21 protein-coding genes are annotated in these 25,930 nt (G+C 41.3%); 15 read left to right on the top strand and 6 right to left on the bottom strand.

Annotated features, from left to right (window positions below):
• Positions 1-1,854, top strand: coding sequence for a hypothetical protein (locus tag AC2TF5_RS23170; RefSeq protein WP_491299472.1), 1,854 nt, complete (start codon positions 1-3; stop codon positions 1,852-1,854).
• A gap of 179 nt (positions 1,855-2,033) precedes the next feature.
• Here the strand turns inward: AC2TF5_RS23170 and AC2TF5_RS23165 are convergent, their stop codons facing one another.
• From AC2TF5_RS23165 to AC2TF5_RS23145, 5 genes are all read right to left on the bottom strand, one after another.
• Positions 2,034-2,822: a response regulator transcription factor gene (locus AC2TF5_RS23165; protein ID WP_491299471.1), complete on the bottom strand. Its 789-nt coding sequence runs from the start codon at positions 2,820-2,822 to the stop codon at positions 2,034-2,036.
• Entirely contained in the window at positions 2,815-4,515 is a 1,701-nt protein-coding gene (locus AC2TF5_RS23160) for a sensor histidine kinase (protein WP_491299470.1), read from the bottom strand. The genes AC2TF5_RS23165 and AC2TF5_RS23160 overlap by 8 nt, the downstream gene beginning before the upstream one ends.
• Before the next feature lie 297 nt (positions 4,516-4,812).
• Positions 4,813-6,468 (bottom strand): ABC transporter permease, encoded by a 1,656-nt coding sequence (locus tag AC2TF5_RS23155; RefSeq protein WP_491299469.1) that lies wholly within the window; start codon positions 6,466-6,468, stop codon positions 4,813-4,815.
• Complete coding sequence (locus tag AC2TF5_RS23150) at positions 6,465-7,571, bottom strand: ABC transporter ATP-binding protein (RefSeq protein ID WP_491299468.1); 1,107 nt, start codon at positions 7,569-7,571, stop codon at positions 6,465-6,467. Before AC2TF5_RS23150 ends, AC2TF5_RS23155 begins: the two co-directional genes overlap by 4 nt.
• A 23-nt stretch (positions 7,572-7,594) precedes the next feature.
• Entirely contained in the window at positions 7,595-8,617 is a 1,023-nt protein-coding gene (locus tag AC2TF5_RS23145) for an ABC transporter substrate-binding protein (protein WP_491299467.1), read from the bottom strand.
• A 300-nt stretch (positions 8,618-8,917) separates the two neighbouring features.
• Between AC2TF5_RS23145 and AC2TF5_RS23140 the strand changes: the two genes are divergently transcribed.
• From AC2TF5_RS23140 to AC2TF5_RS23075, 14 genes are all read left to right on the top strand, one after another.
• The gene (locus AC2TF5_RS23140; RefSeq protein ID WP_491299466.1) at positions 8,918-11,212 is read left to right on the top strand and encodes an ATP-binding cassette domain-containing protein; all 2,295 of its coding nucleotides are present in this window, start codon (positions 8,918-8,920) and stop codon (positions 11,210-11,212) included.
• Entirely contained in the window at positions 11,194-11,613 is a 420-nt protein-coding gene (locus tag AC2TF5_RS23135; RefSeq protein ID WP_491299464.1) for a MarR family winged helix-turn-helix transcriptional regulator, read from the top strand. Before AC2TF5_RS23140 ends, AC2TF5_RS23135 begins: the two co-directional genes overlap by 19 nt.
• 8 nt (positions 11,614-11,621) lie before the next feature.
• On the top strand, positions 11,622-12,359 hold the full coding sequence (gene truA, locus AC2TF5_RS23130) for a tRNA pseudouridine(38-40) synthase TruA (protein WP_491299463.1): 738 nt from the start codon (positions 11,622-11,624) through the stop codon (positions 12,357-12,359).
• A 93-nt stretch (positions 12,360-12,452) separates the two neighbouring features.
• Positions 12,453-12,680 (top strand): hypothetical protein, encoded by a 228-nt coding sequence (locus AC2TF5_RS23125; RefSeq protein WP_491299462.1) that lies wholly within the window; start codon positions 12,453-12,455, stop codon positions 12,678-12,680.
• A gap of 222 nt (positions 12,681-12,902) precedes the next feature.
• Positions 12,903-14,033, top strand: coding sequence for an ROK family protein (locus tag AC2TF5_RS23120; RefSeq protein WP_491299461.1), 1,131 nt, complete (start codon positions 12,903-12,905; stop codon positions 14,031-14,033).
• A complete protein-coding gene (locus AC2TF5_RS23115) occupies positions 14,017-14,766 on the top strand; it encodes a 6-phosphogluconolactonase (protein ID WP_491299460.1) in 750 nt (249 codons plus the stop codon). The genes AC2TF5_RS23120 and AC2TF5_RS23115 overlap by 17 nt, the downstream gene beginning before the upstream one ends.
• Before the next feature lie 24 nt (positions 14,767-14,790).
• Entirely contained in the window at positions 14,791-15,702 is a 912-nt protein-coding gene (locus AC2TF5_RS23110; protein WP_491299459.1) for an ROK family protein, read from the top strand.
• A 4-nt stretch (positions 15,703-15,706) separates the two neighbouring features.
• Positions 15,707-17,092, top strand: coding sequence for a family 4 glycosyl hydrolase (locus tag AC2TF5_RS23105; protein WP_491299458.1), 1,386 nt, complete (start codon positions 15,707-15,709; stop codon positions 17,090-17,092).
• A 37-nt stretch (positions 17,093-17,129) separates the two neighbouring features.
• The gene (locus tag AC2TF5_RS23100) at positions 17,130-19,253 is read left to right on the top strand and encodes a glycoside hydrolase family 3 N-terminal domain-containing protein (RefSeq protein WP_491299457.1); all 2,124 of its coding nucleotides are present in this window, start codon (positions 17,130-17,132) and stop codon (positions 19,251-19,253) included.
• 103 nt (positions 19,254-19,356) lie between these two features.
• On the top strand, positions 19,357-20,268 hold the full coding sequence (locus tag AC2TF5_RS23095; protein ID WP_491299456.1) for an ABC transporter permease: 912 nt from the start codon (positions 19,357-19,359) through the stop codon (positions 20,266-20,268).
• A gap of 19 nt (positions 20,269-20,287) precedes the next feature.
• Complete coding sequence (locus tag AC2TF5_RS23090) at positions 20,288-21,154, top strand: carbohydrate ABC transporter permease (protein WP_491299455.1); 867 nt, start codon at positions 20,288-20,290, stop codon at positions 21,152-21,154.
• 22 nt (positions 21,155-21,176) lie between these two features.
• The gene (locus tag AC2TF5_RS23085; RefSeq protein WP_491299454.1) at positions 21,177-22,796 is read left to right on the top strand and encodes an extracellular solute-binding protein; all 1,620 of its coding nucleotides are present in this window, start codon (positions 21,177-21,179) and stop codon (positions 22,794-22,796) included.
• Positions 22,797-23,397: 601 nt separating this feature from the next.
• Positions 23,398-24,273: a radical SAM/SPASM domain-containing protein gene (locus tag AC2TF5_RS23080; protein ID WP_491299453.1), complete on the top strand. Its 876-nt coding sequence runs from the start codon at positions 23,398-23,400 to the stop codon at positions 24,271-24,273.
• Positions 24,274-24,399: 126 nt separating this feature from the next.
• Positions 24,400-25,050 (top strand): Vat family streptogramin A O-acetyltransferase, encoded by a 651-nt coding sequence (locus tag AC2TF5_RS23075; protein WP_491299452.1) that lies wholly within the window; start codon positions 24,400-24,402, stop codon positions 25,048-25,050.
• 84 nt (positions 25,051-25,134) lie between these two features.
• On the opposite strand, the gene AC2TF5_RS23070 is transcribed toward AC2TF5_RS23075, so the two are convergent.
• The gene (locus tag AC2TF5_RS23070; RefSeq protein WP_491299451.1) at positions 25,135-25,884 is read right to left on the bottom strand and encodes a (S)-benzoin forming benzil reductase; all 750 of its coding nucleotides are present in this window, start codon (positions 25,882-25,884) and stop codon (positions 25,135-25,137) included.
• Positions 25,885-25,930 lie beyond the last annotated feature (46 nt).

Genomic DNA, 25,930 nt, shown 5'->3' with positions numbered 1-25,930 from the left:
ATGCTGATTATGCTTCAAATTTTGATGGGAGTCTTATTGGTATTCTCCTTTCTTGGTTACTTGCTGATTGTTAGGAAGACACTTTCACTACAATGGGAGTTCATCCCTGTATTCGTGTTCTCATCGATTGCCTGCATTGTTTTTTTTAGCGGTTTGGCAGGGCAGCTCTTTATGGGGAGCCTTGCCGTTATGGTCCTGGGCCTGCTTGCGTTTGTTGTGATCGTGTTTCTCTGGCTGCGCCAAGGGGCTTCATTCCGCATTTCCTTTTCCATATCCCAGCTTTGTTTTCTCGTAGGAAGCTTCATTTTTCTGCTGGTGCTTTTCCAGAACAAATTGACGCACTACGATAATTTTTCCCACTGGGCTATCGTCTTGAAGCAGATGTTAAGTATGGACGCCTTTCCGACGCCAGACTCCAATCTCATTGATTTTAAAAATTATCCGCTTGGCGTCTCGTCTTTTCTCTATTATGTCTGCCGTTTCGCGGGACATTCCCAATCCGTTATGCTATTGGCGCAAGGGCTGCTTATCTTTTCCTGTTTTTATGCCATGTTCGGCATCGTTTCCGAAAAGAAACGCTTTCTTCTGTATGCTTTTCTCGGACTCGGCTTATCTACGCTTTCTTTTTTCAATATTACGATCCGCATCACCAATCTGTTGGTGGACTTCTTGCTCCCGATATATGCACTAGCGATCTTGGCAGTTGTCTATCAGTATCGTAATGATATGAAGCGAGCATGCATTGTCGTTCTCCCGCTGGTCGGGTTGCTGACGGTCATTAAAAGCACCGGTATTATTTTTGCGGCCATCGGCCTGATCTTTCTAGTGTATACATGGCTAACTCATGGGCAAAAGTCCGGTTGGAAACCTGCGCTCGCTGTGGTGGGGACGATTTGCGGCGCACTAATTCCTTACTTCGGCTGGAGCTGGCGAATGGCGACGGTGTTCCAGGGGGTAGATAACAAGTTCGATGTTGCTGCCTCCGGTCTGCAGAGCGGAAAGACTCCGGAGCAGATGCGTGAGATTATTTCGCTATTTCTAAGATCCAGTACCGACCTCACGACACGGCCGGTGATCGGGATTGTTATTTTTCAGCTTGTAGCGATCGCAGCTTCTGTGTTTGCGGTAGTTGTGTTGAAGAAGAAGTGGAACTTGTGGAAAGCACTGATTGCTCTGGATATCGTACTGTTACTGTACTATGTAGGGATTCTGGCGATGTACCTCTACTCGATGCCGCTGGATGAGGCGATTAGGCTGGCTGGCTTTGAGCGTTATGCATCGAGCATAGTGGTGCTGTTTGCCGGCGGGCTGGTGCTGTGCGCTGCGATAGACCTGGAGCGTTCATTCCACTATAAAATCGGTGAAGTGCCCGATTATCGTGCATTTAAGAGTTTCGAGACGAAAGGCCATTATCAAAAAGGAATCATAGCCTGTATAGCTATTGCTGCCACCATCCTTTTATCGGAATACAATGGTATCGTCTCCATTGCCAAAAGCTACGATACGACGCTTCCGCACAAGATTCATGCGGTTACCGGTGATCGGTGGTACAAAGGTGGCCAGGAGGATAACCACAGATATCTCTTCTACGCCTCGGACAGGGATCAGCAGGTCACGAACTATTACATGCAATACGTCGGGAAGTATTTTTTGTATGCCCCAAAAGTGGACGGGATTGTGTTGTTCTATGAGGACAACATGGACAATCTTCTGAGCGGCTACGATTATCTGGTCGTTGTGGAGACGGATTCCGACGCAAAGCGGTTGTTGAAAAAGCATTATGGCGTTGACATGCAGGAGGGTATCTACAAAATTACCCGTTCCGGGGATCAGATCGTTCTTACGCTGCAATGAGGCCATAATCGTAATGGAATCCTGTTCCGGTTTTATGGTTTTTCACCCTCCAATAAGGATTAAGTAGACCGCAGACATAGCATAGCCTGCGGTCTTTTTGCGCGCAAAAAAGGGCTACTTGGAGGTAGATATGTCAATGAAATGATTGGAGACAAAGGGGGGCCCAGGTTATTATAATTCTATAAGTTCTTGTCCTCGAAATACTCTTGATATTGGCTTGGCGTGACGTGGGCGTACTTTTTGAAGATACTAATAAAATACTTGTAGTCACTAAAGCCGATATCTTGAGCGATTGTATATACTTTGTTATCACCTGATTTCAGTAAATCTATCGATTTTTGGATGCGATAGCGGTTGAGAAACTCATTGAACGTATAGCTTGTCTCTGCCTTGAATTTTTGGTTCAAGTAATAGGCGCTTAAGCCAAGCTCTTCAACGAGGTCATGGATGCTGACTTTCTTTGCATAGTTCTCCTGCACATAGGCGATCATTTTGGATACGTATTTAGATGTTTTAGTTTCTTTCTCTAAAAATTTGCTGTTAATAATCTCTTCTTTTTCTTGCGGATGATTAGAGATGATTTCATATTTGCGTATTAAATCCACTTTTGCTTTGGCAGATTCCAGTGCTGCAACCAACTGATCATCCTCTAATGGCTTCACTAAAAACTCAGTTACACCTAACTGGAGTGCTTGCTTGGCAAGATGAAATTCATTATAGCCGGAAATAATTATGCTGCTGAAGGTATGCTTCTGTAGCCCCTCTCTAATCATCGATATGCCATCCATAATCGGCATGTTAATGTCCGATATGACAATATCTGGCTTAAGCTCGCAGATCTTCTCATAGCCATCTTGTCCGTTAAGCGCTTCTTCAATGACGATACAATCGTATTTAGTCCAATCAATGCTGAATCGTATCCCCCTGCGAATCATATCTTCATCTTCAACAAGCAGAACTTTAAACATGATGTTCACTCCATTCGTAAGGAATTGTAAGTGTTACACAGGTGCCTTTTCCTTGCGTGCTGACAATGTGGATGCCGGATTCTTCACCATATAGAAGCACTAAACGACGATGAACGTTGTATAGCCCGATATGCTGTGTAACGTTCGTCTGACTTTGCAAAATTTGATTAACTTCCTCCAACGTCTCTTCACCCATGCCTGGCCCGTTGTCGCGAACCTCCAGAATCAGCTTTCCTGTGGATGTGTAGATCCTAATCTCAATAAGCACATTGGTTTGGTTTTGATAGCCATATTTGATAGCGTTTTCGATAATCGGTTGAAGCAGAAGCTTAGGGACATATACATCTTGGGTTTCCTCCGCAACTGAAATCCGATACTCCAATCGTTCATTGAAACGAATTTGCTGTAACTTCAGGTAATCACGTACATAATTCATATCATCCTTAAGCTGAACACTGCGATCATGTCCGATACTGTATCGAAGTAGTCTGGATAGAATCATGACGATTTCCTGCGCCTGATTCGCGTCAATCTTAATTGCATAGCGCAGTGTTTCCAGTACATTGAATATAAAATGCGGATGGAATTGTGATTGCAGCTGCTTTATCTCAATAATGGTGCGGAGCTCTAACAGCTCTTTATTTTTCTCCATCAAATCCTTTAATCGATCCAGCATCACATTGTACTCATCACCTAGAATTTCAAACTCGTCATTTGTCTGAATGTCGACATAGTCATTGAAATTCCCTTCGCGCAGCTGTGCCAAAGCATGAATTAATTTATCGATCGATTCGGAATTACGCGTAGACATTTTATTGGCCAGGAACTGAATCATGACCCATAACAGCAGGCTGGCAGCAAGGACAAAGAAAGTCACCGTATAGTAGGTGTATTGCTCTGATTTGTAGGAATTAAGCGTGATGACTTGAATAGGCGTGTCAGGTATTCGCTTGGAATACATGTAGTACTTGCCATCGTTCAATAGAACATGCCCCTGATTATCGAGCTTAGGGCTGAATTTGTTCAGAACACCTTTGGTAACATTGCTAGTTGTGGCAATGATTGTGTTATGTTCATCGGTGATCATGGCGATCTCATTATTGTGTTCGAAAATAACTTTCTGGATGTCTGACTCGTACAGTTGGAAGATGATATAGCCTATCGTCTGCTTATCCTTTACGATGGCTTTGCCAAACGTATAGCTCGTATCGCGATCATGCGAATAACGGAAGCTATTCATTTCGGTTAGCGTGTCGCTTGGCCTCTGATCAATCCGATGAATAAGATTGCCAAAGGCAAAGTTGGAATGCAGTTCATCTGGCGGAGCGGAACTAGCCAGGAAGATGCCTTCCGTATTGACGATATGGAAAATACTCTTGACCTTCTGATGATTGTTGAAATCATAAAACTCAGAGTACACTTTATCACTGTCCAAATGTGTGCTCACATAGTCTATAACCGTAGGGGAGAGGGCCATCTGATTAATCTCTTCGTAGTATTGCTGATATACTTCTGCCATGGACTGACTAATGGATTGGGCAGCTTCGGTTGTTTTTTGGGTCAGGTTCATTCTGCCATTAATAATGGTGAAAGCCAAGAACAGTACGATTAAAATGGAAAACGGGATAATCGTATATATTCGAAATAAGTGACGGGTTGATTCCTTGAAATTACGCTTTTTTTTATGTTCCATATTGCCCTCCACTTACGATAATCCTCTCATTTTACATTATACTTTACTCGTGGTTCATAGCAGACAATCCAAATACATCCAAGCCGGCCCTCTATGCTGCAGGTACCGGCTTGGATGTGATCATTCTATTAAACACATGTTCAAAAAGGTCGCTTTTCAGCACCGAGAAGGTTGCGTGAAGTCGAAGAAGGAGCAGCGCAGTGTAGGCAAGACTACATGAGCAGCGGACTTCGAGAGTGAACGCAAGATTCGATGCCGAGTTACTTTCTGTATTACTTCGTGATCAAAAGCGACCTCTTAAAGTGAAACTTCTTTCTGTCCAGAGAGCTTAAGGAAGACAAGCAGCGATACTACCGTAATCACGGTAAGGATCGTGGACAGTGCTGCCGCAACACCATAGTTCCCGCGAATAACCTCGGTGTAAATGGCAACTGTTACGGTCTTGGTCTTGCCTGTATACAAGATGATCGAAGTACTTAATTCGGTAATGATGGTAATCCAGCTTAAGATCGCACCGGAGACTACGCCTGCAAGCATCATCGGCAGTGTAATCTTGAAGAACGTCTTCATCTGGGAAGCTCCCAGGCTGATCGCTGCTTCTTCAATACCATCGTTAATCTGATGCAGAATGGCTGCACTCGATCGAATCGTATAAGGCAGACGCCGAATGACAAACGAGATGATCATGATTAAAGCTGTTCCGCTCAGTGCCAACGGCTTATTGTTAAACGTGATCAATAAGGCAATCCCTAGAATGGAGCCGGGAACGATATAAGGGAACATCGTGAAAATATCAAGCGTGTTCGTTAAAGCATTTTTTCTTCGAACGGTTACATAAGCGATCAGAATCGCTAACAGAATGATGACGACAAGCGACACGATTGCCAGGAAGAACGTGTTCGTAATGACGCCTCCAATATTACTGAAAGCATCCCGATAGCTTTGGAGCGAGTAACCTTTTACAAAAATTCTGCCGTTCGATTTCAGGAAAGAAGTATAGATGACATATAGTTGCGGCATCAGTGCAATTAAAGTATACAGATAGATGACGCCATGAGCCGCAATGTTGCCGATTCCCTTTTTCTTCTTGGATTCAATTGGGTGTAGCGCACTCATCGTAAAGGATTTACGATTGGAAACGAACTTTTGGAGCAGGAAGATCGTTGTTGCAAACAGAACGACAATGACACTGATCGCAGCAGCGAAACCATCATCGCCGCCGACCTCACTGATGAACTCGTTAAAGATCAGTACAGGGACTGTTTTGTACCCTTCACCAATCAGCATCGGTGTACCAAAATCAGCGAGTGCACGCATGAATACGAGTAGACCGCCTGCAAGCAAGGTTGGCGTAATGAGTGGAAGCAGCACTTTGCGCATTTTGCTGAAGCCCTTATAACCCATGCTTTCTGCAGCTTCCATTAGCGATTGGTCCACATTCTTAAGTGCCCCCGATACATACATGAAGATAAGAGGGACCATCTGCAAGGTTAAGACCACTACTATACCCGTAAAACCGTATATATCAGGCATCGTAATTCCAAATGTGTTGCTAACGAATTTGGTAATGACGCCGCTTCTTCCTAACAACAGGATCCAGGAGTAAGCTCCAATGAATGGGGCCGACATCGACGAGATCAGAATCAACACTCGAATGGCTGAATTGCCTTTAATTTTTACCGTTGCCATGATATAGGCCAGCGGCGTTGCGATGATAGCAGCAAGTAATGTTACGCTGACGGTTACTTTAACACTGTTGAACAGGGCATTTAAATAATAGGGTTTACTGAAAAACTTTGTGAAATAGGCGAGTGAAAAGTCGCCTGTCGTGCCGTTGTAAACGCTTTTGAACAACATTGTAAATAAAGGTAGGGCCAGAAAAAGAATGTAGAAAGCGAAGATCAGTAACGAAATGTTGGTCCAGATATCAAATCGTTTGCGCGTCCCCCTCATAGTTGACCGCCCCTTGTATAGTTCAATTCACCTGCAGCATCATAAACATTAATCTTCTCTTTTTTCACCTTCAGATAAATGACTTCACCAGGTTCAAGTATTTGTGTGGATTTCGATTCCTGTGTGATTTCAACCCGTTGACCGGACTCCAAGTCTACAAAATAATGGGTGTTCTGTCCTAAGAATACGCTGTGTACAATAGTCGCTTTCAGGCCTGTTTGATCCTCGGTCATGATGAACTCTTCAGGACGAACCGAAATTTTAACGTTAAGAGTATTCTGCGCATTCGATTTTGGCACTTGAATGTTAGAGAGTTCTTCCGAATAGCCTGAACCAATCTGCAAGTTGTAGCTGCCCGCCGCTTTTGTTAAGCTTCCTTCAATAATATTGGTACGACCGATAAAGGTAGCAACGAATACATTCGCAGGACGTTGATAAATTTCTTGTGGCGTACCGAGATGCTGAATCACACCTGATTTCATGACCGCAATTCGATCGGATACAGCCATAGCTTCTTCCTGATCATGCGTTACGTAGACAGTTGTAATCCCGACTTCTCTTTGAATGTCTTTAATCGCGTTCCGCATGTCGACACGAAGCTTGGCATCTAGGTTGGATAGAGGTTCGTCCATAAGAAGCACATCGGGGCGGATGACGATCGCTCTGGCTAGTGCAACACGCTGCTGCTGACCACCCGACAGATTCTTTGGCATGCGATCTTTGAATTGTTCGATTTGTACGACCTTCAAGATGTCATCTACTTTGGAGCTAATTTCAGCTTTAGATAATTTCCGGTTCTCAAGTCCAAACGCGATATTTCCTTTAACCGTTAGGTGAGGGAAGATAGCATAGCTTTGAAACACCATCCCGATGTTTCGCTTACCTGGTTCGACCTGATTAATGACACGCTCGTTAAAGTTAATCGTTCCGCCTTCAATGCTGTTAAAGCCAGCAATCATGCGCAGAAGTGTTGTTTTGCCGCACCCGGAAGGACCGAGAAGGGTGAAGAATTCACCCTTCTTAATCTCCAGGGACAACTCAGGAATGACGGTTGCATCACCATATTTTTTTACTAAATCTTTAATGGTTATTGTTACGCTCATAGTTGTCACCTAATTCTTATAGTTTATTTGGTGCTTGTAAATACATCGATGTAACGCTCAATGATTTGGGATTTATGCGCACTTACATAGTCCGTGTCTTCATCAATCATATTGATCTCGGTTAATGGCTTCATGTGGTCACCAAGCTGCGAATCTTGGCGAAGCGGACGGTTCGTTAATTGAGTACCAAACGCATCTTGTGCTTCTTTAGATAGAATGAAGTCGATGAATTTCTTGGCATTGTCCATGTGCGGAGCATCTTTGATAATACCGGATGCCGCATCCAGGAATACTGCGCCTTCTTTCGGATATACAACTTCTACCGGAGCACCGTTCTTTACATAAGTGCTAGAAGGGTCTTCGTAAGTTAGGCCAACTACATATTCACCGTCAGCAACGCTTTTGTGAACGGCACCGGAACCGCTTGCAATTTTACCGTCTAGGTTCTCGATTAATTGGCTAACATAGTCCCAGCTTTTATCATTCTCATAGTCGCCGCCCATCGCTTTCAGCATATTGGTGAGCTGCGCAAAAGCGGAGCTTGAGCTTGCTGGGTCAGCAGAAGCAATTTTTCCTTTAAGCTGCGGGTTGAGCAAATCCTCATAGCTTTCAATTTTAATATCGCCGATGAGGTTTTTGTTCACGAGCAACACGCTTCCATCTGAGATATAAGGGGTAGCAAATCCCGAAGTATTGCGATGACCTTCAATTAAGTTCTTGTCTTCGGGTGACACGTACGGCTCATATAGGTCGGCATTTTCACGGTAACCAGCCATGGAACCACCAAACATAACGTCAGCGTAAGGATTCTGTTTCTCAGACTGTAAGCGCTTAACAATTTCGCCTGTTCCAGCCGTTACAAGTTCAACTGTAATCCCCGTCTCCTTCTCGAACATTGGAATGATGGTCTTGATGATTTCTTCACTATTCGGACTGTAGACGACAAGTTTATTAGATGAACCCGAATCTGACTCACCATTTCCACAACCGCTTAACGCCCCTACAACTAACATGCAAGCTATAAGCAACATAGAAAACCTTTTCATTTTTATTCCCCCTGAACTAAGTTTGTTTCGTTGCATGTCTATTGTAGCAAGTATGGTACCGTTTTCAGAATCCCATAATTCGCAAACATCGTCTAAAATTCGCAACCTATTTTTGAGTAAGGAGAGATCCGAAGTAAGAATAAAAACGAAAAAGAACCAATATGGATGATCTATCCTAATTGGGTTTCTAAATCACGGTTGCATTTAAAAAAAGAAAGGTGTTAAATATAATTAACCTGGTTATATATTTACTCAGTTATGTAAAATGTAAAGCATACAAGTTTTTTGAAAGGTGATCTTATGGATAAGAAAGAGGAAGAATATATACATGTAGTTGGAGCTAGAGAGAAAAACCTGAAAAATATTGATGTGCAAATCCCAAAGAAAAAAATAACGGTCTTTACTGGAGTTTCAGGTTCAGGAAAATCATCTTTAGTATTTGATACGATAGCAGCAGAATCACAAAGGCAGCTCAATGAAACGTATTCAAGTTTTATTCGGCATCGCTTGCCACACTATGGACAACCGAATGTGGATGCCATTCAGAATTTATCTGTTTCCATTATCATCGATCAAAAACGTATTGGAGGAAACGTAAGGTCAACGGTTGGAACGATCACAGATATAAATTCATTACTGAGATTGTTGTTTTCCCGTATAGGACAACCCTTTGTTGGCTATTCCGATGTTTTTTCATTTAATAATCCTTCTGGAATGTGTCCAAAATGCGAGGGATTAGGAAAAATCGATACAATAAATATCGAGCGGCTGTTGGATAACAATAAATCTCTCATTGAGGGAGCCATTTTATTTCCAACCTTTGAACCGGGAGGATGGAGATTAAAAAGATATATCCATTCAGGCTTTTTTGATAACGACAAAAAAATAAAAGACTTTACAGCAGAAGAATTGGAGTTGCTTTTATACAAATCAGATATTAAAGTAATTACCGCTGATCCGGAATGGCCGAAAACTTCACTGTATGAAGGTCTTATACCTAGAATTGAAAGAAGTTTCTTAAAAAAAGAAGATGGAGAATCAAAAAAATATAAAAAAGAAATTGCTGGTATTGTCAGTAAAGAAAAGTGTCTTCTCTGTGGCGGTACTAGATTACATCATGAGGTCTTGCAGTGCACAATAAATGATAAAAATATAGCGGATTGTGTGGACATGCAAATTACGGATTTGCTGGATTTTATCAATGCCATTAAGGACCCTATAGCAGCAACCATGGCCATGGCTCTAAGAAATCGGTTGGAACATTTAGTTTCAATTGGTCTAGGTTATTTAAGTTTAAGCCGTGAAACATCCACTCTTTCAGGCGGTGAATCACAGCGGATAAAGATGGTTCGGCAGTTAGGAAGCAGCTTAACGGATCTTACTTATATTTTTGATGAGCCGAGCATTGGTTTACATCCCCATGATGTAAATAAGATCAATGATTTATTAAAACAATTACGTGACAAAGGGAATACCGTTCTTATAGTCGAGCATGATCCTGATGTTATTGAAATTGCAGATCATATCATTGATATGGGGCCGCAAGCTGGAACAAATGGTGGCAGAATCATGTATCAAGGTGATTTGAATGGTTTGGTGAAAGCAGACATACTTACGGGAAAATACTTATGCAATCATACCCAGTTGAAAAAGAACATTAGAACCCCAGCCGATTGGTTATCTTTGAAAAACGCATATTTGCATAATCTTAAAAATATTAATGTGAACATTCCTAAAGGGGTACTGACGGTAGTTACTGGAGTTGCAGGTTCAGGAAAAAGTACATTAATTAATCAAGTGTTGCCCAAATTTTATCCTGAGACGATATTTATTGATCAGAAGCCAATCCAAGCTTCGAAACGTTCCAATATCGCTACTTTTACAGGATTATTCGATACAATAAGGGAGTTGTTCTCGAAAGCCAATCATGTAAAGCCTGCTTTATTCAGCTTCAATTCACAAGGAGCCTGCCCTAACTGCAAGGGGTTGGGAGTAACCTATACAGACTTGACGTTTATGGATACGGTTGTAAGTGAGTGTGAGGTTTGTCAGGGCAATAGATTTATTGATGGGGTATTAAATTACAAATTGCGTGGCAAAAGTATAAGCGAAGTTTTAAACATGACAGTTGACGAAGCCTTGGATTTTTTCTACGAAAAAGAAATATCCGCAACCTTAAAAAGAATTGCAGATGTAGGAATAACTTATATCGCGCTTGGACAACCATTAAATACTTTATCTGGCGGTGAACTGCAGAGAGTAAAACTCGCCGCTGAACTTGAAAGTAATGGGAATATATATGTGCTGGATGAACCAACCACTGGACTTCATATGTCAGATATATCCCAGCTCCTTAAAATGTTGAACCGTCTTGTTGAACAAGGCAGCACCGTAATTGTGATAGAACATAATTTGGACGTTATCAGTCAAGCCGATTGGATTATTGATTTGGGACCTTTTGCAGGGCAAAAGGGTGGTGAAGTAATATTCGAGGGAACGGCAAAGAATCTAATAAACTGTAAGTCCTCCATTACAGGACAATATTTAGAAAAATATATGAAGGGAGGGAAACATTTATGGCCAAAAAGGAACTAGAAAAATATTATATTCCTTTTCAATGTATGATTATGAACAATATTAATCGTCTTAATATTGAGGGTGTTACTACGGCCCAATATAATGTATTGGACATTTTAGATAAACAAGGCTCTAAAACAACGAAAGAGTTAGCAGAGATTCGTGGGATTTCTCAAGCTGGAATGTCTAAGCTAACGAAAAGGCTTTTAGAGAAAAAATATATTACACAAGAACGTCAGGAAACGGACCGGCGGGCGTATGACATTTTTATTACTTCTGATGGTAAGAATTTTCTTGTAAGATCAGAAAAATTCAGAAATGAAACGATGAATTTAATTGAGAATACGTTGACAGAAGAAGAACTACATTGTTTTCTACAATTATGCAAAAAAATAACCGATTCATATGTGGAGGAATAGAGTAAACAATGAATAATTATAAATTGACTATTCAATATGATGGTGGACGTTATAAGGGCTGGCAGCGTCTTGGTGATAGTGAGAATACCATTCAAGGGAAAATCGAAAATGCCTTATCCGTCATGGTAGGCCAACCCATTGAAATCATTGGGTCCAGCAGAACAGATGCGGGGGTCCATGCTCTTGCGCAAGTAGCCAATTTTAAGATCAGTGACAATATGCCTGAATCTAAAATCATGAATTTTTTGAATCATTATTTACCTCCGGATATTAGCATTACGGAAGTAGCGCTAGTGGATGACCGTTTTCACGCTCGTTATAATGCGAAAGATAAAACGTATATGTACAAGATTTGGAACGAAGCGTATAGCCATCCCTTTATGAGAAAGTACAGTATGCATGTTGGGAAACAGCTGGATATCGAAAAAATGAAAAGTGCATGCCAGTATTTTATCGGTGAACACGATTTTACGGCTTATTCTAATGCCAAGTCTAAGAAAAAGGATACGGTACGTAAAATATATTCGCTGGACGTAGATGAAGTAGAAGGCTTCATCCAATTTCGAGTGTCCGGCAACGGATTTCTTTATAATATGGTTCGAAAAATGATTGGAACGTTGATCGAGATCGGATTGGGCGAAAAGGAAGCAGAAGAAATACCATCCATTTTACTCTCCAAAGAACGAGTTCAGACGGGTGGAATGGCGGATGCATGTGGACTTTACTTGGAGAAGATTAACTTTTAAGAATCCTTTCAGCTCCGTTAGGGCAAGATATGATTTGGAACTGGTCTGGCAAAAAGAAGCGGTTCCTATCACAATTCCGAGGGAGTGAGATGGATGGCTAATAAAAACGATCGTAATCAAAACGTTAATTCTGACCGCGACACTGCCAACATGGATGTTGACGCTGGAGAAGCTGTAGGAACTGCAGGTGGCGGTGTCGTGGGTGCTGCTGTGGGTTCCGTATTGGGTCCAATTGGCACTATTGCAGGTGGCATCGCAGGCGCAGCATTGGGTAACAAAGCTGGCGAGGCTGTAGGAGATGAAGACAGCGATTCAGAATAAACAGCGCTAGCACCACCATATACTGGCGAGTGAAAATCAGGGGGCCCGGAAAATCCGGTGCCCTCGATTTTTGGTTAAAGATATTTATGAATTTCTATGGAAGCTAGAAAATAAGACCTTGACATGTACGTCAGTAAATATATAATAGCACTTAAGGAGTTAATTATTTAAGTTTGTTTATTAATTTAATTAAATTAAATCAATATAAGGTGGGGGGAACTTATGAAATCGTTTCTGCCAAATGATATTAAAGATGAGAATCGAAAAATCATTTTTGATATTTTGCTGCAACATCCCGAGTTGGCAAAAGTCGAGATCACAGAAAAAACATCAATGAGTTTTGTTACGGTGAGCAAGATTGTTACCTTTTTTGAAGAGATCGGATTATTGACAGTCACTGGTGAAAGCCGAGAAGGAACTGGCGGCTTGGGAAGAAAACGCACGGTGTACAAATTTAATGAAAATAGCTACACAACCATCGGAATACAGATTATTGGCAATACGATTACGGCTTTACTCATTAACCTATACAGCAAGGTCATTGATTCGTATTCGATTGAAACGGACATCCCGTTTTATAGCGAAGAGTTCACTTCAACATTTAAAGAGATCATTATGCATTTGAAGAACAAGGCCAAGGAAATGAACAGTATTGTTTTGGGGATCGGCGTTGGCGTTGATGGAGCGATCAATACAAGGAAAAAAACGATCCGAATGAGAACGCAGCATAACAAAGAAAACGACTTTAATTACGAGCCTATTATTGAGAAATTGAAAGACGAAGTGAACTTACCTATTCTTCTAGAGAACGATGTTAACGCTGCCACAGTGGCGGAATTCCGGAATCTAGAAAATTCAGATTTAGCACCGACGAGTCTGGTTCATATTGCTGCAGGTGATGGGGTTGGGGGCGGCTTGATCATTAATAAAGAGCTGCACCGAGGCGTAAATGCAAGCGCAGGTGAATTGGAGTACATGTGCTTTGATACGGAATATAAGCGAACTCCATCCTCAGTCGGGTGGCTGGAGAGCAGATTAGCTATTAAATACTTGTTAAGCACATATGATTTGAATTCTGCTGAAGATGTCGAAGCTTGCATCGACTATGTTTCTAAGAATCTGGCTTTAACGATTACGAATATGATTAGCATATTGGATATCGATCAGATCATCATTAGCGGTAAGACCATAGCGCTATTTCCGGAACGTATATTGAATCGTACCCAAAACTACGTTGAGCAATATACGGAATGGACTCCTCATATTTCGGTGAGCGACTCCCATCAATCAACAGCCATCGGAGCAGCCATACTTATTCTTCAGCAAGAGATGATTAATGTCATTTCTGCATAACAACAAGGAAGTGAACAAGATGATCAAAATCTTTAATAGTGAAGAGGAAGTAGCAAGCGAAATCGCCAGAGAAATGAAAGATCATTTATTAAACGATGAACATCCGGTCTTTTGTCTGGCTTCAGGTAGTACTCCGCACAAAAGTTATCAGAAATTTGCGAGCGATGCAGATATTCATAAGAGGATCAAGGAGCTTAACATCGTAAGCTTGGATGAATGGGTTGGAATTGACAGAAGCTCTGAAGGAAGTTGCTATCAGATGTTGAACCAGGATTTATTCTCGCTTGTGTCGCTAGATAACAGCCAGGTTGAGTTTTTTGATGGAACATCACCGGATTTGGAGCAGGAGTGCTTACGAATTGATCGCTTTATCGAACAACATCCCATAACGTTCAGTTTAATGGGCGTAGGCATGAATGGACATATTGGGCTCAATGAACCTGGCTGCCCCGTATTAAATCATAGCAGTGTAGTGGAGTTATCGGAAACAACAAAGACAGTCGCTCAGAAATATTTTGATCAGCAGACAGAGTTAGTACAAGGAATCACATTAGGTTTAGAACAGATTGCCAATAGTAAAAGGGTAGTTGTCGTCATAACCGGTGAGCGAAAAGCTAAAATCGTGAAAGAAATATTCTCAAATCCAAACGCACAACTGCCTGCCCAGCAATTGCTCGGTTATGAACATATAGATTTCTATTTGGATGCGGAAGCAGCAAAATACATTGGATAGTCATCAAAATTTAGGAGTACAAACATGAGTAACGTTGTTATCGGTGTAGACATTGGAGGCACAAACATTCGAGTTGGATTGGTGAATGAGAGCCTTGAGTTAGTTCGAAAAGAGACGGCTTTGACGAGCAGTTTCCAACATCCTGAAGAGATTTTTATAGCTCTCAAAGCAATGATTGAGAAGGTAGACCATGAACAGAAGGCCAGTAAAATAGGCATTGTGTTGCCGATCCCTTGGAATGATGAAACCGAAGTCATCAAAGATGTGACCAACATCCCTTGTCTGGAAAATGTCAAAATCGGTATGATCAAATCTTACTTTCCAGGATATGATGTTTTTTTTGAGAATGATGTAAACGTAATCACCGTGCTTGAATCGGATCATGGAGCCGCTAAAGCATATGATCCAGCGATATATATAACGGTAAGCTCAGGAATTGGATCCGGTATCATTCTTAACAAAGAGATTGTTCATGGTGCGCACGGATATGCCGGTGAGATTGGAAGCATGATTATTTCCGATAGCAAAAAAAATCATTCAACGTTATATGACGGTACGCTGGAATCTTTATGCAGCGGCATAGCACTAGAAGAGGAAAGCAAGTTTTTGTATGGTAGTCATGCAACGACGAGTTTGTTGTTTGAACAGTATCATTTGAAAGATGAGCGAGCGATAGCGGTCATTGATTCATGGATCGAGTACTTTTCCAATGCCATTGTTTCTTTAATGCAGACGATAGATCCTGATATTTTTGTTGTCGGAGGGGCGGTCATTTATCACAACCAATGGTTAATCGAAAGAGTAATTGAAAGCGCTAAAAAGAAGGTGCTCCCGCATTTAAGAAGCAATGTAAACATAGTGTTATCAGAATTTGGGCCTGATGCCGGAATTATTGGGGCCGGATATAACGTATATAAAAAAGCTAAAGGAGAATAGACAAATGAAAAACATGAAAGTTGCGTTAATTGGAGCAGGAAGTGTTTCCTTTGCATTAGGTGCGCTTCAGGATATGGTACTTTCAGAGCGATTGAAGAATCAAGTGAATCTGGAAATCGCGCTTATGGACATTGTAGAAGAGAATGTGAATAGAACCTATAGGTATGCGACCGAAATGTTCACTTCATTTTCTCATCCTGCGAAGATTTGGCAAACGGTTCATCTGGAAGATGCGTTAAGAGGGGCTGACTTTGTCATCGTTGCTATTGAGGTCGAGAGATACTTCTACTGGTCTCAGGATTTCCATATTCCACGTCGTTACGGCAGCAAACAGATTTATGGTGAGAATGGCGGTCCGGGATCTATGTTCCATACACTGAGAAATTTAGGTCCAATGCTGGAAATTGCGCAGACCATGGAGAAAGTGTGTCCGAAGGCTTGGCTTATCAATTACACGAATCCGGAAGCTAAATTGGTAGAAGCTATCTCTAAACTAACTTCGATTAAAGTGGTAGGCTTGTGTCATGGCCTCGATATGGGAATTCAACAGCTGGCCGAGTTTTTGGAGATGGAAGTAAGCGCTATCGGTATGGAAGGCGGCGGTTTGAATCACTTCGGTTTCTTCACTAAGATCTGGAACAAGAAGACCGGAGAAGATCTATATCCTCTATTTCATGAAAAAGAAAAACAGGCAAATCGATTGGCGCAGTTTGATCATATTGCGTTATCCAGAACGATGTACCGCACCTATGGATATTATCCTTATCCTGGCACGAACCATTGCGGCGAGTATGTATCCTATGCGGAAGATTTCTACGCAGGACTATCACTTCAGTACCGCTATGATCCGATAAGAGAAAAACTGTGGGAGAAAGATTCAAGAACACCTGAATTTGTGTATTGTGCAAGCGGTAACAATCTGGATCAAGGTTTATTCTCAGAAACTATGTCACAAGAGCTCTGGACGGAGCAGGCATATATTTTTGATAAAGAAAAGGTTCAAGTCAGCAATGAATATGCTATTCCAATTATCGAAGCTATATTCTTCGACGATGAAATTCACGTAAACGCTGTTAATATGCAAAATAATGGCGCTATAAAAGGACTTCCAGATGATATGGTCGTTGAAACTCAAGCTGTTGTTAACAAAGATGGAGTTGCATTTAAACCAATGACCGTTGAATTGCCAACGGCTATTATCGGTACGATTCATATCCAAGGAACGATCCATAAACTGTTGTTAGAGGCGTATGTAGAAAAATCGAAAACGAAATTGCTGCAAGCTATTCTACTGGATCCTCAAGCTCCTACTTATTATCAAGCCTGTGCGATGATAGATGAAATGTGTGAATTGCAGAAAAAGATGTTGCCATATCTAGAGTGGAAATAAAGATGCTATACAAATATCTAAAATAGAGAGGACATCTATGGAACATAACAAAATAATAGAGCTGTTTGAAAAAATGACGCTGAAAGAAAAGCTTGGACAGCTCTCCCAAATTACTGGCGAACATTATGTTGGCAAAGTTGACAGTGAAATGGTAGAAACGGGGCCTGGTTACTCAGATCAGGTCCTCGAAGGAGACACTTTATATACAATCGGCAGTATTATTGGTGTTTCAAGTGCCAAGATGATCAACCAGGTGCAATCGGCATATTTACAAAAATCACGGCTAAAAATTCCTTTGCTTTTTATGCACGATGCCATTCATGGATACAGAACGATATACCCGATTCCACTCGGATTATCATGTAGCTGGAATGAAGACATTTTGCAGAGGGTAGCGGAGAATACCGCATCTGAGTTGCGAGCCACCGGGATTCATGTTAATTTTTCACCGATGGTAGACCTTGTGCGAGACTCCAGATGGGGAAGAGTTATGGAATCCTTCGGAGAAGACCATCTGCTGTCCGGTAACTTGGGCGGCGCCATGATTAACGGCTATCAGAAGGGCAAGAACGGAGAAATATCCGAAACCGGAGTAGCGGCCTGCTTGAAGCATTTCGCAGCTTACGGGGCAGGTATTGCTGGCAAAGATTATAACGCCGTTGATATGTCAATGAGAGAGTTTTATGCTTATTATGGCAAGTCGTACGAAATAGCTCTTAAACAGCAGCCGAAGTTTGTCATGAGCTCGTTTAATACATTCAACGGTGTTCCGGTGAGCGCAAGTCAAGAAATGCTAAAAGGTATATTAAGAGATCAGTATCAATTTGAAGATATTGTCATTTCGGATTGGGGAGCCGTATCAGAACTGCAAAATCACAGAGTGGCCCAAAATGGCAAGGAGGCGGCTGAACTAGCTCTTGAGGCAGGAATTGATATCGAAATGGTTTCTACGTTATATCTTGAACATTATGAAACAATTCTGGCAGAAAACCCAGCACTCATTCATGATATAGATACCGCTGTCTTAAAAATATTGCAGCTTAAAAATGAGATGGGCTTGTTCGAAAATCCATATGTTGACGAGGACGTAGAAAATCAAGTTATTTTGAATGCGGAATTTATTGAATTTGCGAAAGAAGCGGCTAAGAAGAGCTGTGTATTATTGAAAAATGATCAAATGCTTCCGCTGAGCAAGGAGCACAATAAAGTCATCATCGTTGGACCGTTCGCAAACACAAGAGAGTTGCTTGGTAACTGGCAGTGTAAAGGAAGCTTTGATGATGTTATTACGTTGGCAGAAGGTATGAAACAAGTCAATGATTCGCTCGAGCTGCATGTATATGAATCTCTGGAGGACTGTCCGGCAGCTGAATTAGAAGATTGCGACTACATTGTTGTTGCGATCGGAGAGCACTGGGAGTTAAGTGGGGAAGGGCATAGCAGTGTTAACATCGAATTGGAAGCGGTTCAGAAACAGCTAATAAGAGATGTGAAACAGACCAATAAGCCTTATGCGTGTGTATGCTTCTCCGGGAGACCGTTGGCACTTCAAGATATTATTGAAGATATACCGGCTCTGCTCTGGTGTTGGTATCCAGGTACACAAGCAGGTACAGCGGTTGCAGAACTCATCATGGGCAAGGATACGCCTTCAGGGAAGTTAACGATGTCATTCCCTCGTTATTCGGCCCAGACACCTATTTATTATAATGAATACAGTTCAGGTCGTCCGGCGAATGCATCCAGTTATAGCAGTAGATATCAGGACTGTGAGATCGGACCGCTCTTCCCATTTGGATACGGCTTGACCTTTACGAACACATCATATTCGAACTTCAACATTTCAAGCAACAAGATTATGGAGGGTCAAGAAATCGTGCTCTCTTTTGAGATCCATAACCCGAGTCCATATGAATATGATGAGATTGTTATTGTGTATATCGAGGATCTTGTATCGAAGGCGGTACGACCTGTCAGAGAAATGAAAAAATATAAAACGGTCAAAGTCCCTGCACACCAAACGGTGAAGGTAGAGCTGCTCATTGATTCAGAGGATCTTCAATATTTGAATGCAGACCTACAGCAGACGGTTGAGCCTGGGGAATTTAATATCTATATTAATCAGCTAGAGAAGGCTGCATTTACTATAGAGTATCTATAAAGGTATCCTTCGCTCCGCCAATTATTTAACAAAATTAACTAATTATATAAAATTATTTGGAATATTACGGAATCTCTGCGGAATGGCGAGAGGAGGAACAAAGTTGAATCGCAAATGGAAAGAGAGATTTATGTCTCAATGGCAGCTGCAGGCTATGGTGTGGCCAAGCATTATACTCATGATCGTATTTGCGTTTGTACCTATGTTAGGGTTAATCATCGCCTTTCAAGATTATTCTCCACTAACGGGTTTTGTAGATTCAGAATTTGTAGGTTTTGATAATTTTAAAGCGTTTTTAGGGGATAGCGATTTCTATAACGTTTTGATAAACACATTGGCGATAAGCCTTATGAAATTATTGTTTGGTTTTCCGCTCGAAATAATATTAGCTATTATGATTAGCCAGATCGCGATAGGCTTCTTTAAAAAGTTTGCGCAGACCGTTTCCTATCTGCCCCATTTCTTATCGTGGGTTATTCTGGGCGGTATGATTATTTCCTGGCTAAGCTCATCGGGCTTGGTAAACAGTTTGTTGTTATCCACGAATATTATTTCGGAGCCGATAGCATTTCTATCGAATGAAAATTTGTACTGGTGGGTAGCGGTCTTCTCAGAAATTTGGAAAGAGGTAGGCTGGGGGACAATTCTTTATCTTGCAGCTATTTCCGGAATTGATCCGTCCTTATACGAGGCAGCAAAAGTGGATGGGGCCAAGTTCTTCAAACGAATATGGCATATCACTCTTCCTGGAATGAGGAATATTATCGTTCTGATGTTTGTATTGCGTGTTGGTTCTGTCTTGGGATCCAATCTGGAGCAAACATTGGTTCTGCAAAATGCTTCTAATATGGCTCGAAGTGAAGTTATCGATTCCTACGTATATCATCTAGGTTTGGCGCAAGGGGACTTCTCCTTTGCTACTGCTGTTGGTATTTTCTCTTCCGTTGTGTCGGTTACCCTCTTGTTAATTGCGAACTTCTTAACAAAGAAACTGAATGACAGCTCGATTTTTTAGAAGGAGGTGGAATACGGGCATGGAGAGAGGCGAAAAAATATTTAATATTTTCAATGCTGTATTCATGGTGTTTTTCCTTGCGATCATTATTTTTCCGCTTATCAATATTATAGCTTTATCATTGAATGACGGTTATGACGCAATGAAAGGCGGAATCTATCTATTTCCTAGGGAATTTACGCTAGTCAACTATGAAACGATTCTGAAGGATTCGACCATTTATCAAGCATTTTTAGTTACATTTGCCAAGACTACTATAGGTGTAGCAGGTCACTTGCTTATAACAGGTATTGCAGCCTATGCAATGAGCAAGCCGTATTTGATGGGAAGAAAGGTGTTTATTCGAATGGGAGTAATCACCATGTTCTTTAGCGGCGGAATGATTCCAACGTTCCTCGTGGTCAAAGGTCTCGGACTTGCCAATACCTTCTGGGTATTTATCATTCCAGTACTATTTAGTTTCTACGACATGATTATTCTGATGAATTTCTTTAGAAACTTGCCGGAAGCAATTGAAGAATCGGCCAAGATTGATGGGGCAAATACGTTTAAGATTTTCTTCAAGATTGTTGTGCCTCTATCTGTCCCGGTCATTGCTACGATCGCATTATTTCACGGCGTTTTTCAATGGAATGACTTTTTTACGGCTAAGCTCTATATAACTGATAAAACGTTGTATCCAATTCAGTACTACTTATACCAGTTGTTAACGAGCACAGGTGCTGCAAACTCTGCAAAAGCCGGCGTGTATATTTCCAAGGCATTTACAACACAGTCATTGCAACAGGCTACAATGATCATTACAACATTGCCTATTGTGCTGATCTATCCTTTCCTTCAGAAATACTTTATTAGCGGCATGTTAGTCGGTGGAGTCAAAGAATAAGGAATAGAGAGGAAGAATTCGCTTGAAAAAATCAATCGTAATGTTAACTATAATCGCATTAGCAGTAGCATTGGTTGGCTGTGGTAAAAAAGAAGAGGTGAGCTTGCCCGATTCGACCATAACCGTTGATGAAAATACACCAAGCTGGCAATCAGATGAAAATTCAGCAGATCTCGATTGGTACATCAATTTTGACTGGTTCGCTCAGACTTGGGGTAACGATATGTCCTCTAAATTCATTACAGAGGATACAGGAGTCAATATTACTTATCAGAGTGGCGCAGATGACAAATTAAATACGATGATGGCATCCGGCGATTTGCCAGATATCATTACGATAGATGGATCGAGCCCTCTAATTAAAGAGGCGAGTAAGTTTGCGATTCCGCTTGATGAGTTAGCGGAGAAGTATGATCCGTATTTTCTAAAGAACGCTGCAAAGCCTGAGACGCTAAAATTTTTCACGCAAGATGACGGACATATTTATGGGTATCCCAACTTCTCAAATACACAAGCAGACTATGAAAAGGGCGGCGTATATGGCAACCAGGCCTTCATGGTGCGAAAAGATATTTATGAGCAGATTGGCAAGCCTGACATGACGACACCGGAAGGATTTATTTCAGCATTAGAAGCCGTGCAGCAATTAAATATAAAGGATGAGCTCGGTAAACCGGTCATTCCTTTTGGTACACTTGATTTTAACGACGGTTCTGAGAAGAACGGAGTATTTAATAAGACTCTTGCCGATTTTATAGGTGTGCCAATCTTAACGGAAGATGGTAAATTTTATGATCGATATACGGATGAAGATTTCCAAAAATGGCTAAAGGTTATTGTGAAAGCACGTCAACAAGGATTAACAGATAATGATATGATTACAATGTCCAAAGATGATAAGGATGCAAGACTGACGAACGGTAGTTATTTTGTATATTTTTCTCCAGATATTATCGGTGAAACAGATACAATGACATTGTGGGCCAATGAGCATCCAGGTAAGGAATACATTGCTGTTGATGGACCTTCATCAACAATGGGCAGAGATAGAGCATTAACAGGCACCTCAATTGAAGGTTGGACACAAACGTTCATTTCAAAGAGCGCTAAAGATCCACAAAAGGCAATGCAATTTCTGACCTACATGGTCAGTGAACATGGTAACACCGTAATGAACTATGGCAGAGAAGGGGAAACGTACACCATGGTGGATGGAAACCCTGTATTGAACCAAGATCTGTTAGATTTTAAACAAACAGATCCTGCCGGATTCGAGAAAGAAAAGGGATTTACGACTCACTTATGGCTGCAGGATAGCGCATTGCTGTCACGACAAATGGGGATTAATCAATTCCCTAAAGCATTGCACCAAGCTAAGCAGTGGACGGTTGAGTATGTAGTTCCGCAATTTGAAATCGCTAGTCTTGATACGTATCTATCGAAAGAATCTACGAGAAATAGAGAAAAGATCAATCAAGAATGGTCCAAGACGATTGCCGAGATTCTGAATGCTCAATCGGACACTGAGGTCGATCAAGCCATGAACAAGTTTATTCAGTATCGACAAGATAACGGATATGATAAGTTAGTTGAAGAAAGAAATAATCAAATCAAGGCTAACATGGAAAGACTAGAATCATGAACATATTAACCTATAGTTAAGCAAAAGTGATGCTTTAGCGGGCAAACATGCAATAGTCCCTTTCTCATTAGAGAATGGGGCTATTTGTCATTTACTGTGCCTACATAATTCAAAAGAGTAATCAAAGTGAATAAAACAGTTAACCATAACAAATCTAAGGCGTACATACGCCTATGGAGAAGAAGCAGTTGATGCTATCGAATGGAATGGTGCCCTCATTGATATGAAACGTGGAGTTATTCGTAAGGAAGGGCAAGAAATTGACCTGACCAAAAATGAGTTATCTTGAATTGTCGCGGCCAAGGACGGATTGTTGCATAAAGTACAACAATGGGGTTAGAAAGTTGTTGATTTGCTGGGTATTGTTGTACTTTATACAATAATAGGGTGAAAAAATCGTTTATTTACCGGAATTGTTGTAGGTTATGCAACAATATCCGTGGTTTAGGTATTTTGTCTAATCCCATGTTGTGCAGCACCCAGCAAAGCAATCGAATGCCCCGTACCTGTAGCTGTAAAAGCCCTCCTATGTTACGATGTGGGGGATAAACAAGCAAGATAGCATCATATAATCATAGACATTTGGAAGGGGGATCTAATCTTGAAAACATTTAAAAAAGTTTATATAGAAATTACAAGTATCTGCAATCTCGCCTGTACTTTTTGTCCGCCGACGGAGCGCAAGGCTAACTTTATTAAGGTGGATGACTTTGCAAGAAGATTGGATGAGATCAAACCGCATACCAATTATATATATCTACACGTCAAAGGGGAGCCGCTACTCCATCCCAAGATCGATGAGCTATTAGATATTAGCCACGAGAAAGGTTTTAAGGTTAATATCACAACAAACGGAACACTGATCGCAAAAAATCGGCATAAATTGCTTGGAAAGCCTGCGCTGAGACAGATGAACTTTTCGCTTCACAGCTTTGACGGTCATGAGGGTTCAACCAACCGCGAAGGATACTTGAGAGAAATCCTCTCCTTTGTCCGTGAAGCGGAGGAGCATAATGTCATCTTTTCATTCCGTCTGTGGAATTTGACGCAGGACAACGCAACAAACATTGAAAAGAGTAGAAACCGCGAAACACTCGAAATCATAGAGAAAGAATTTGGCCTAGATTACAAGATCGAAGAAAAGGTAGTGCCAGGCGGAGGGGTGAGAGTCTCCAACAACGTCTATTTGAACCAAGATCATGAATTCCAGTGGCCTAGTATGACAGCACCTGAGGATGAAGGTAAAGGCTTTTGCCATGCACTTCGCAGCCAAGCGGCCATTCTCGTAGATGGGACAGTTGTGCCATGTTGTCTAGATGGTGAAGGGGTAATTAATCTAGGCAATATCCATCAGACATCATTTTCTGACATCGTCGATGGCGAGCGGGCGAATAACCTCGTCGACGGATTTTCCCGCAGGGAAGCTGTCGAGGAACTATGTAGAAGATGTGGGTACCGCCAGAGATTTGGAGCGTAATGTTTGTTGATTGGGATTGACAAGAGGTGAAACGAAGGTGAAATGTGTTCTGTATACGAGGCATGTGGAGCGTTCAGTTTAGTTTGAAGGGCAAGGTTAATAACTTGTTAGAGAGGTAGTGTAAGTATGACGATAGCCCCAGATAAAAATAAGCTTTATCCAAATGAAAATATTAGAACAGTTTGTTACATTAAAAATCTACCTAGCAGGCTAAATGTTGAGATTGGAGATTATACATATTACAGTGACAACACAAGATCACCAGAGAATTTCTATGACAATATTCAGCATCATTATGACTTTTTAGGTGATAAGCTGATTATCGGTAAGTTCTGCGCCATGGCTGAAGGGGTTACTTTTATTATGAATGGTGCTAATCATCGAATGGATGGTTTAACAACATACCCTTTCAATATTTTTGCTGGAGGTTGGGAAAAGGTCACTCCAACGATAGAGCAGTTGCCAATCAAAGGCGATACTTTGATTGGCAATGATGTATGGCTGGGACAACATGTCACGATTATGCCGGGAGTTAAAATTGGTGACGGTGCAATTGTTGCTTCGAACTCAACTGTTGTAAAAAACGTTGAACCGTATACAATTGTTGGCGGCAATCCTGCAAATACTATTAGGAAGCGTTTCAGTGATGAGATGATTAAATTATTGTTAGAGCTTCAATGGTGGAACTGGGATGAGAAGAAGATATTTGAAAATCTTGAGCAATTAGTAGCAGCTAACGATATTGCCACACTAAAGAAGCTATTGAATAAGGAGTAGTATGTGGGGTGCTGTTCACTGTTGGTGAGGCAGGACCTTTAGATATGGGATGTAAAGAGGGGGACCCCCCTCTCTTTTTAAGCTTTAAAATTCTTCAATGACTACTGTATTGCCAAAGTCTTCACTGAACAGGATTTCAATTAATTTGCCTGCTGTATATTGGGGTGTTTGCAGCTTCCCTTCTTGGGCGATTTGGATGAATTGATCCACGTAAGGGAAGGTTTCACTGCTTACAGAACGAATCTCAGCCTGCAATTGCGTATCGATCATTCCTGGATATACGGAAACAACCTTGGCAGGATATTCTTTATTCATCTGTTCCAAGCTCACGCTCTTGGAGAATGAATCCAAACCGGCTTTAGAGGTGCTGTAACAGCTTTGGGATGGTAACAAATATTTAGCTGAGGCAGATGATATATTCATAATCCGTTTGTCTACGTTTAACTTGAGCGTGTGCTTAATAAAATTTGACGTAAAGATCATAGGAGCAAGCAAATTAATATTTACATTTTCAACCATGCTATCAGCACTATTCAGTTCAATTGGAGCAACGGGGGATAGCATTCCGGCATTGTTTATCAAATGAACTGCATCAATTTCCGATTCATGTTGTATTGTGTTAAATAATTCTTCAAAAAGTTGATCAATTCCGCTTAAATTATTCAGATCAAACGGGTGGTAGCTTAACCTGTTATTTTTTTCCCTCGCCAGTTCAATTAGCCTTTGATTGCTAGTTCTCGATATGCAAAAAATATGATGGTTATCATCTAGCAATTGTGTGGCCAACGCTTCGCCAATTCCTCTTGATGTACCTGTAATGATAAAAAATCTCATCCAATTTCACCTCTAATGTTCGATTTTTAATCAGTAGATTTTCGCC

Source organism: Paenibacillus sp. JNUCC 34, from assembly GCF_058269055.1.
This window is presented reverse-complemented; position numbering and strand designations above follow the sequence as displayed.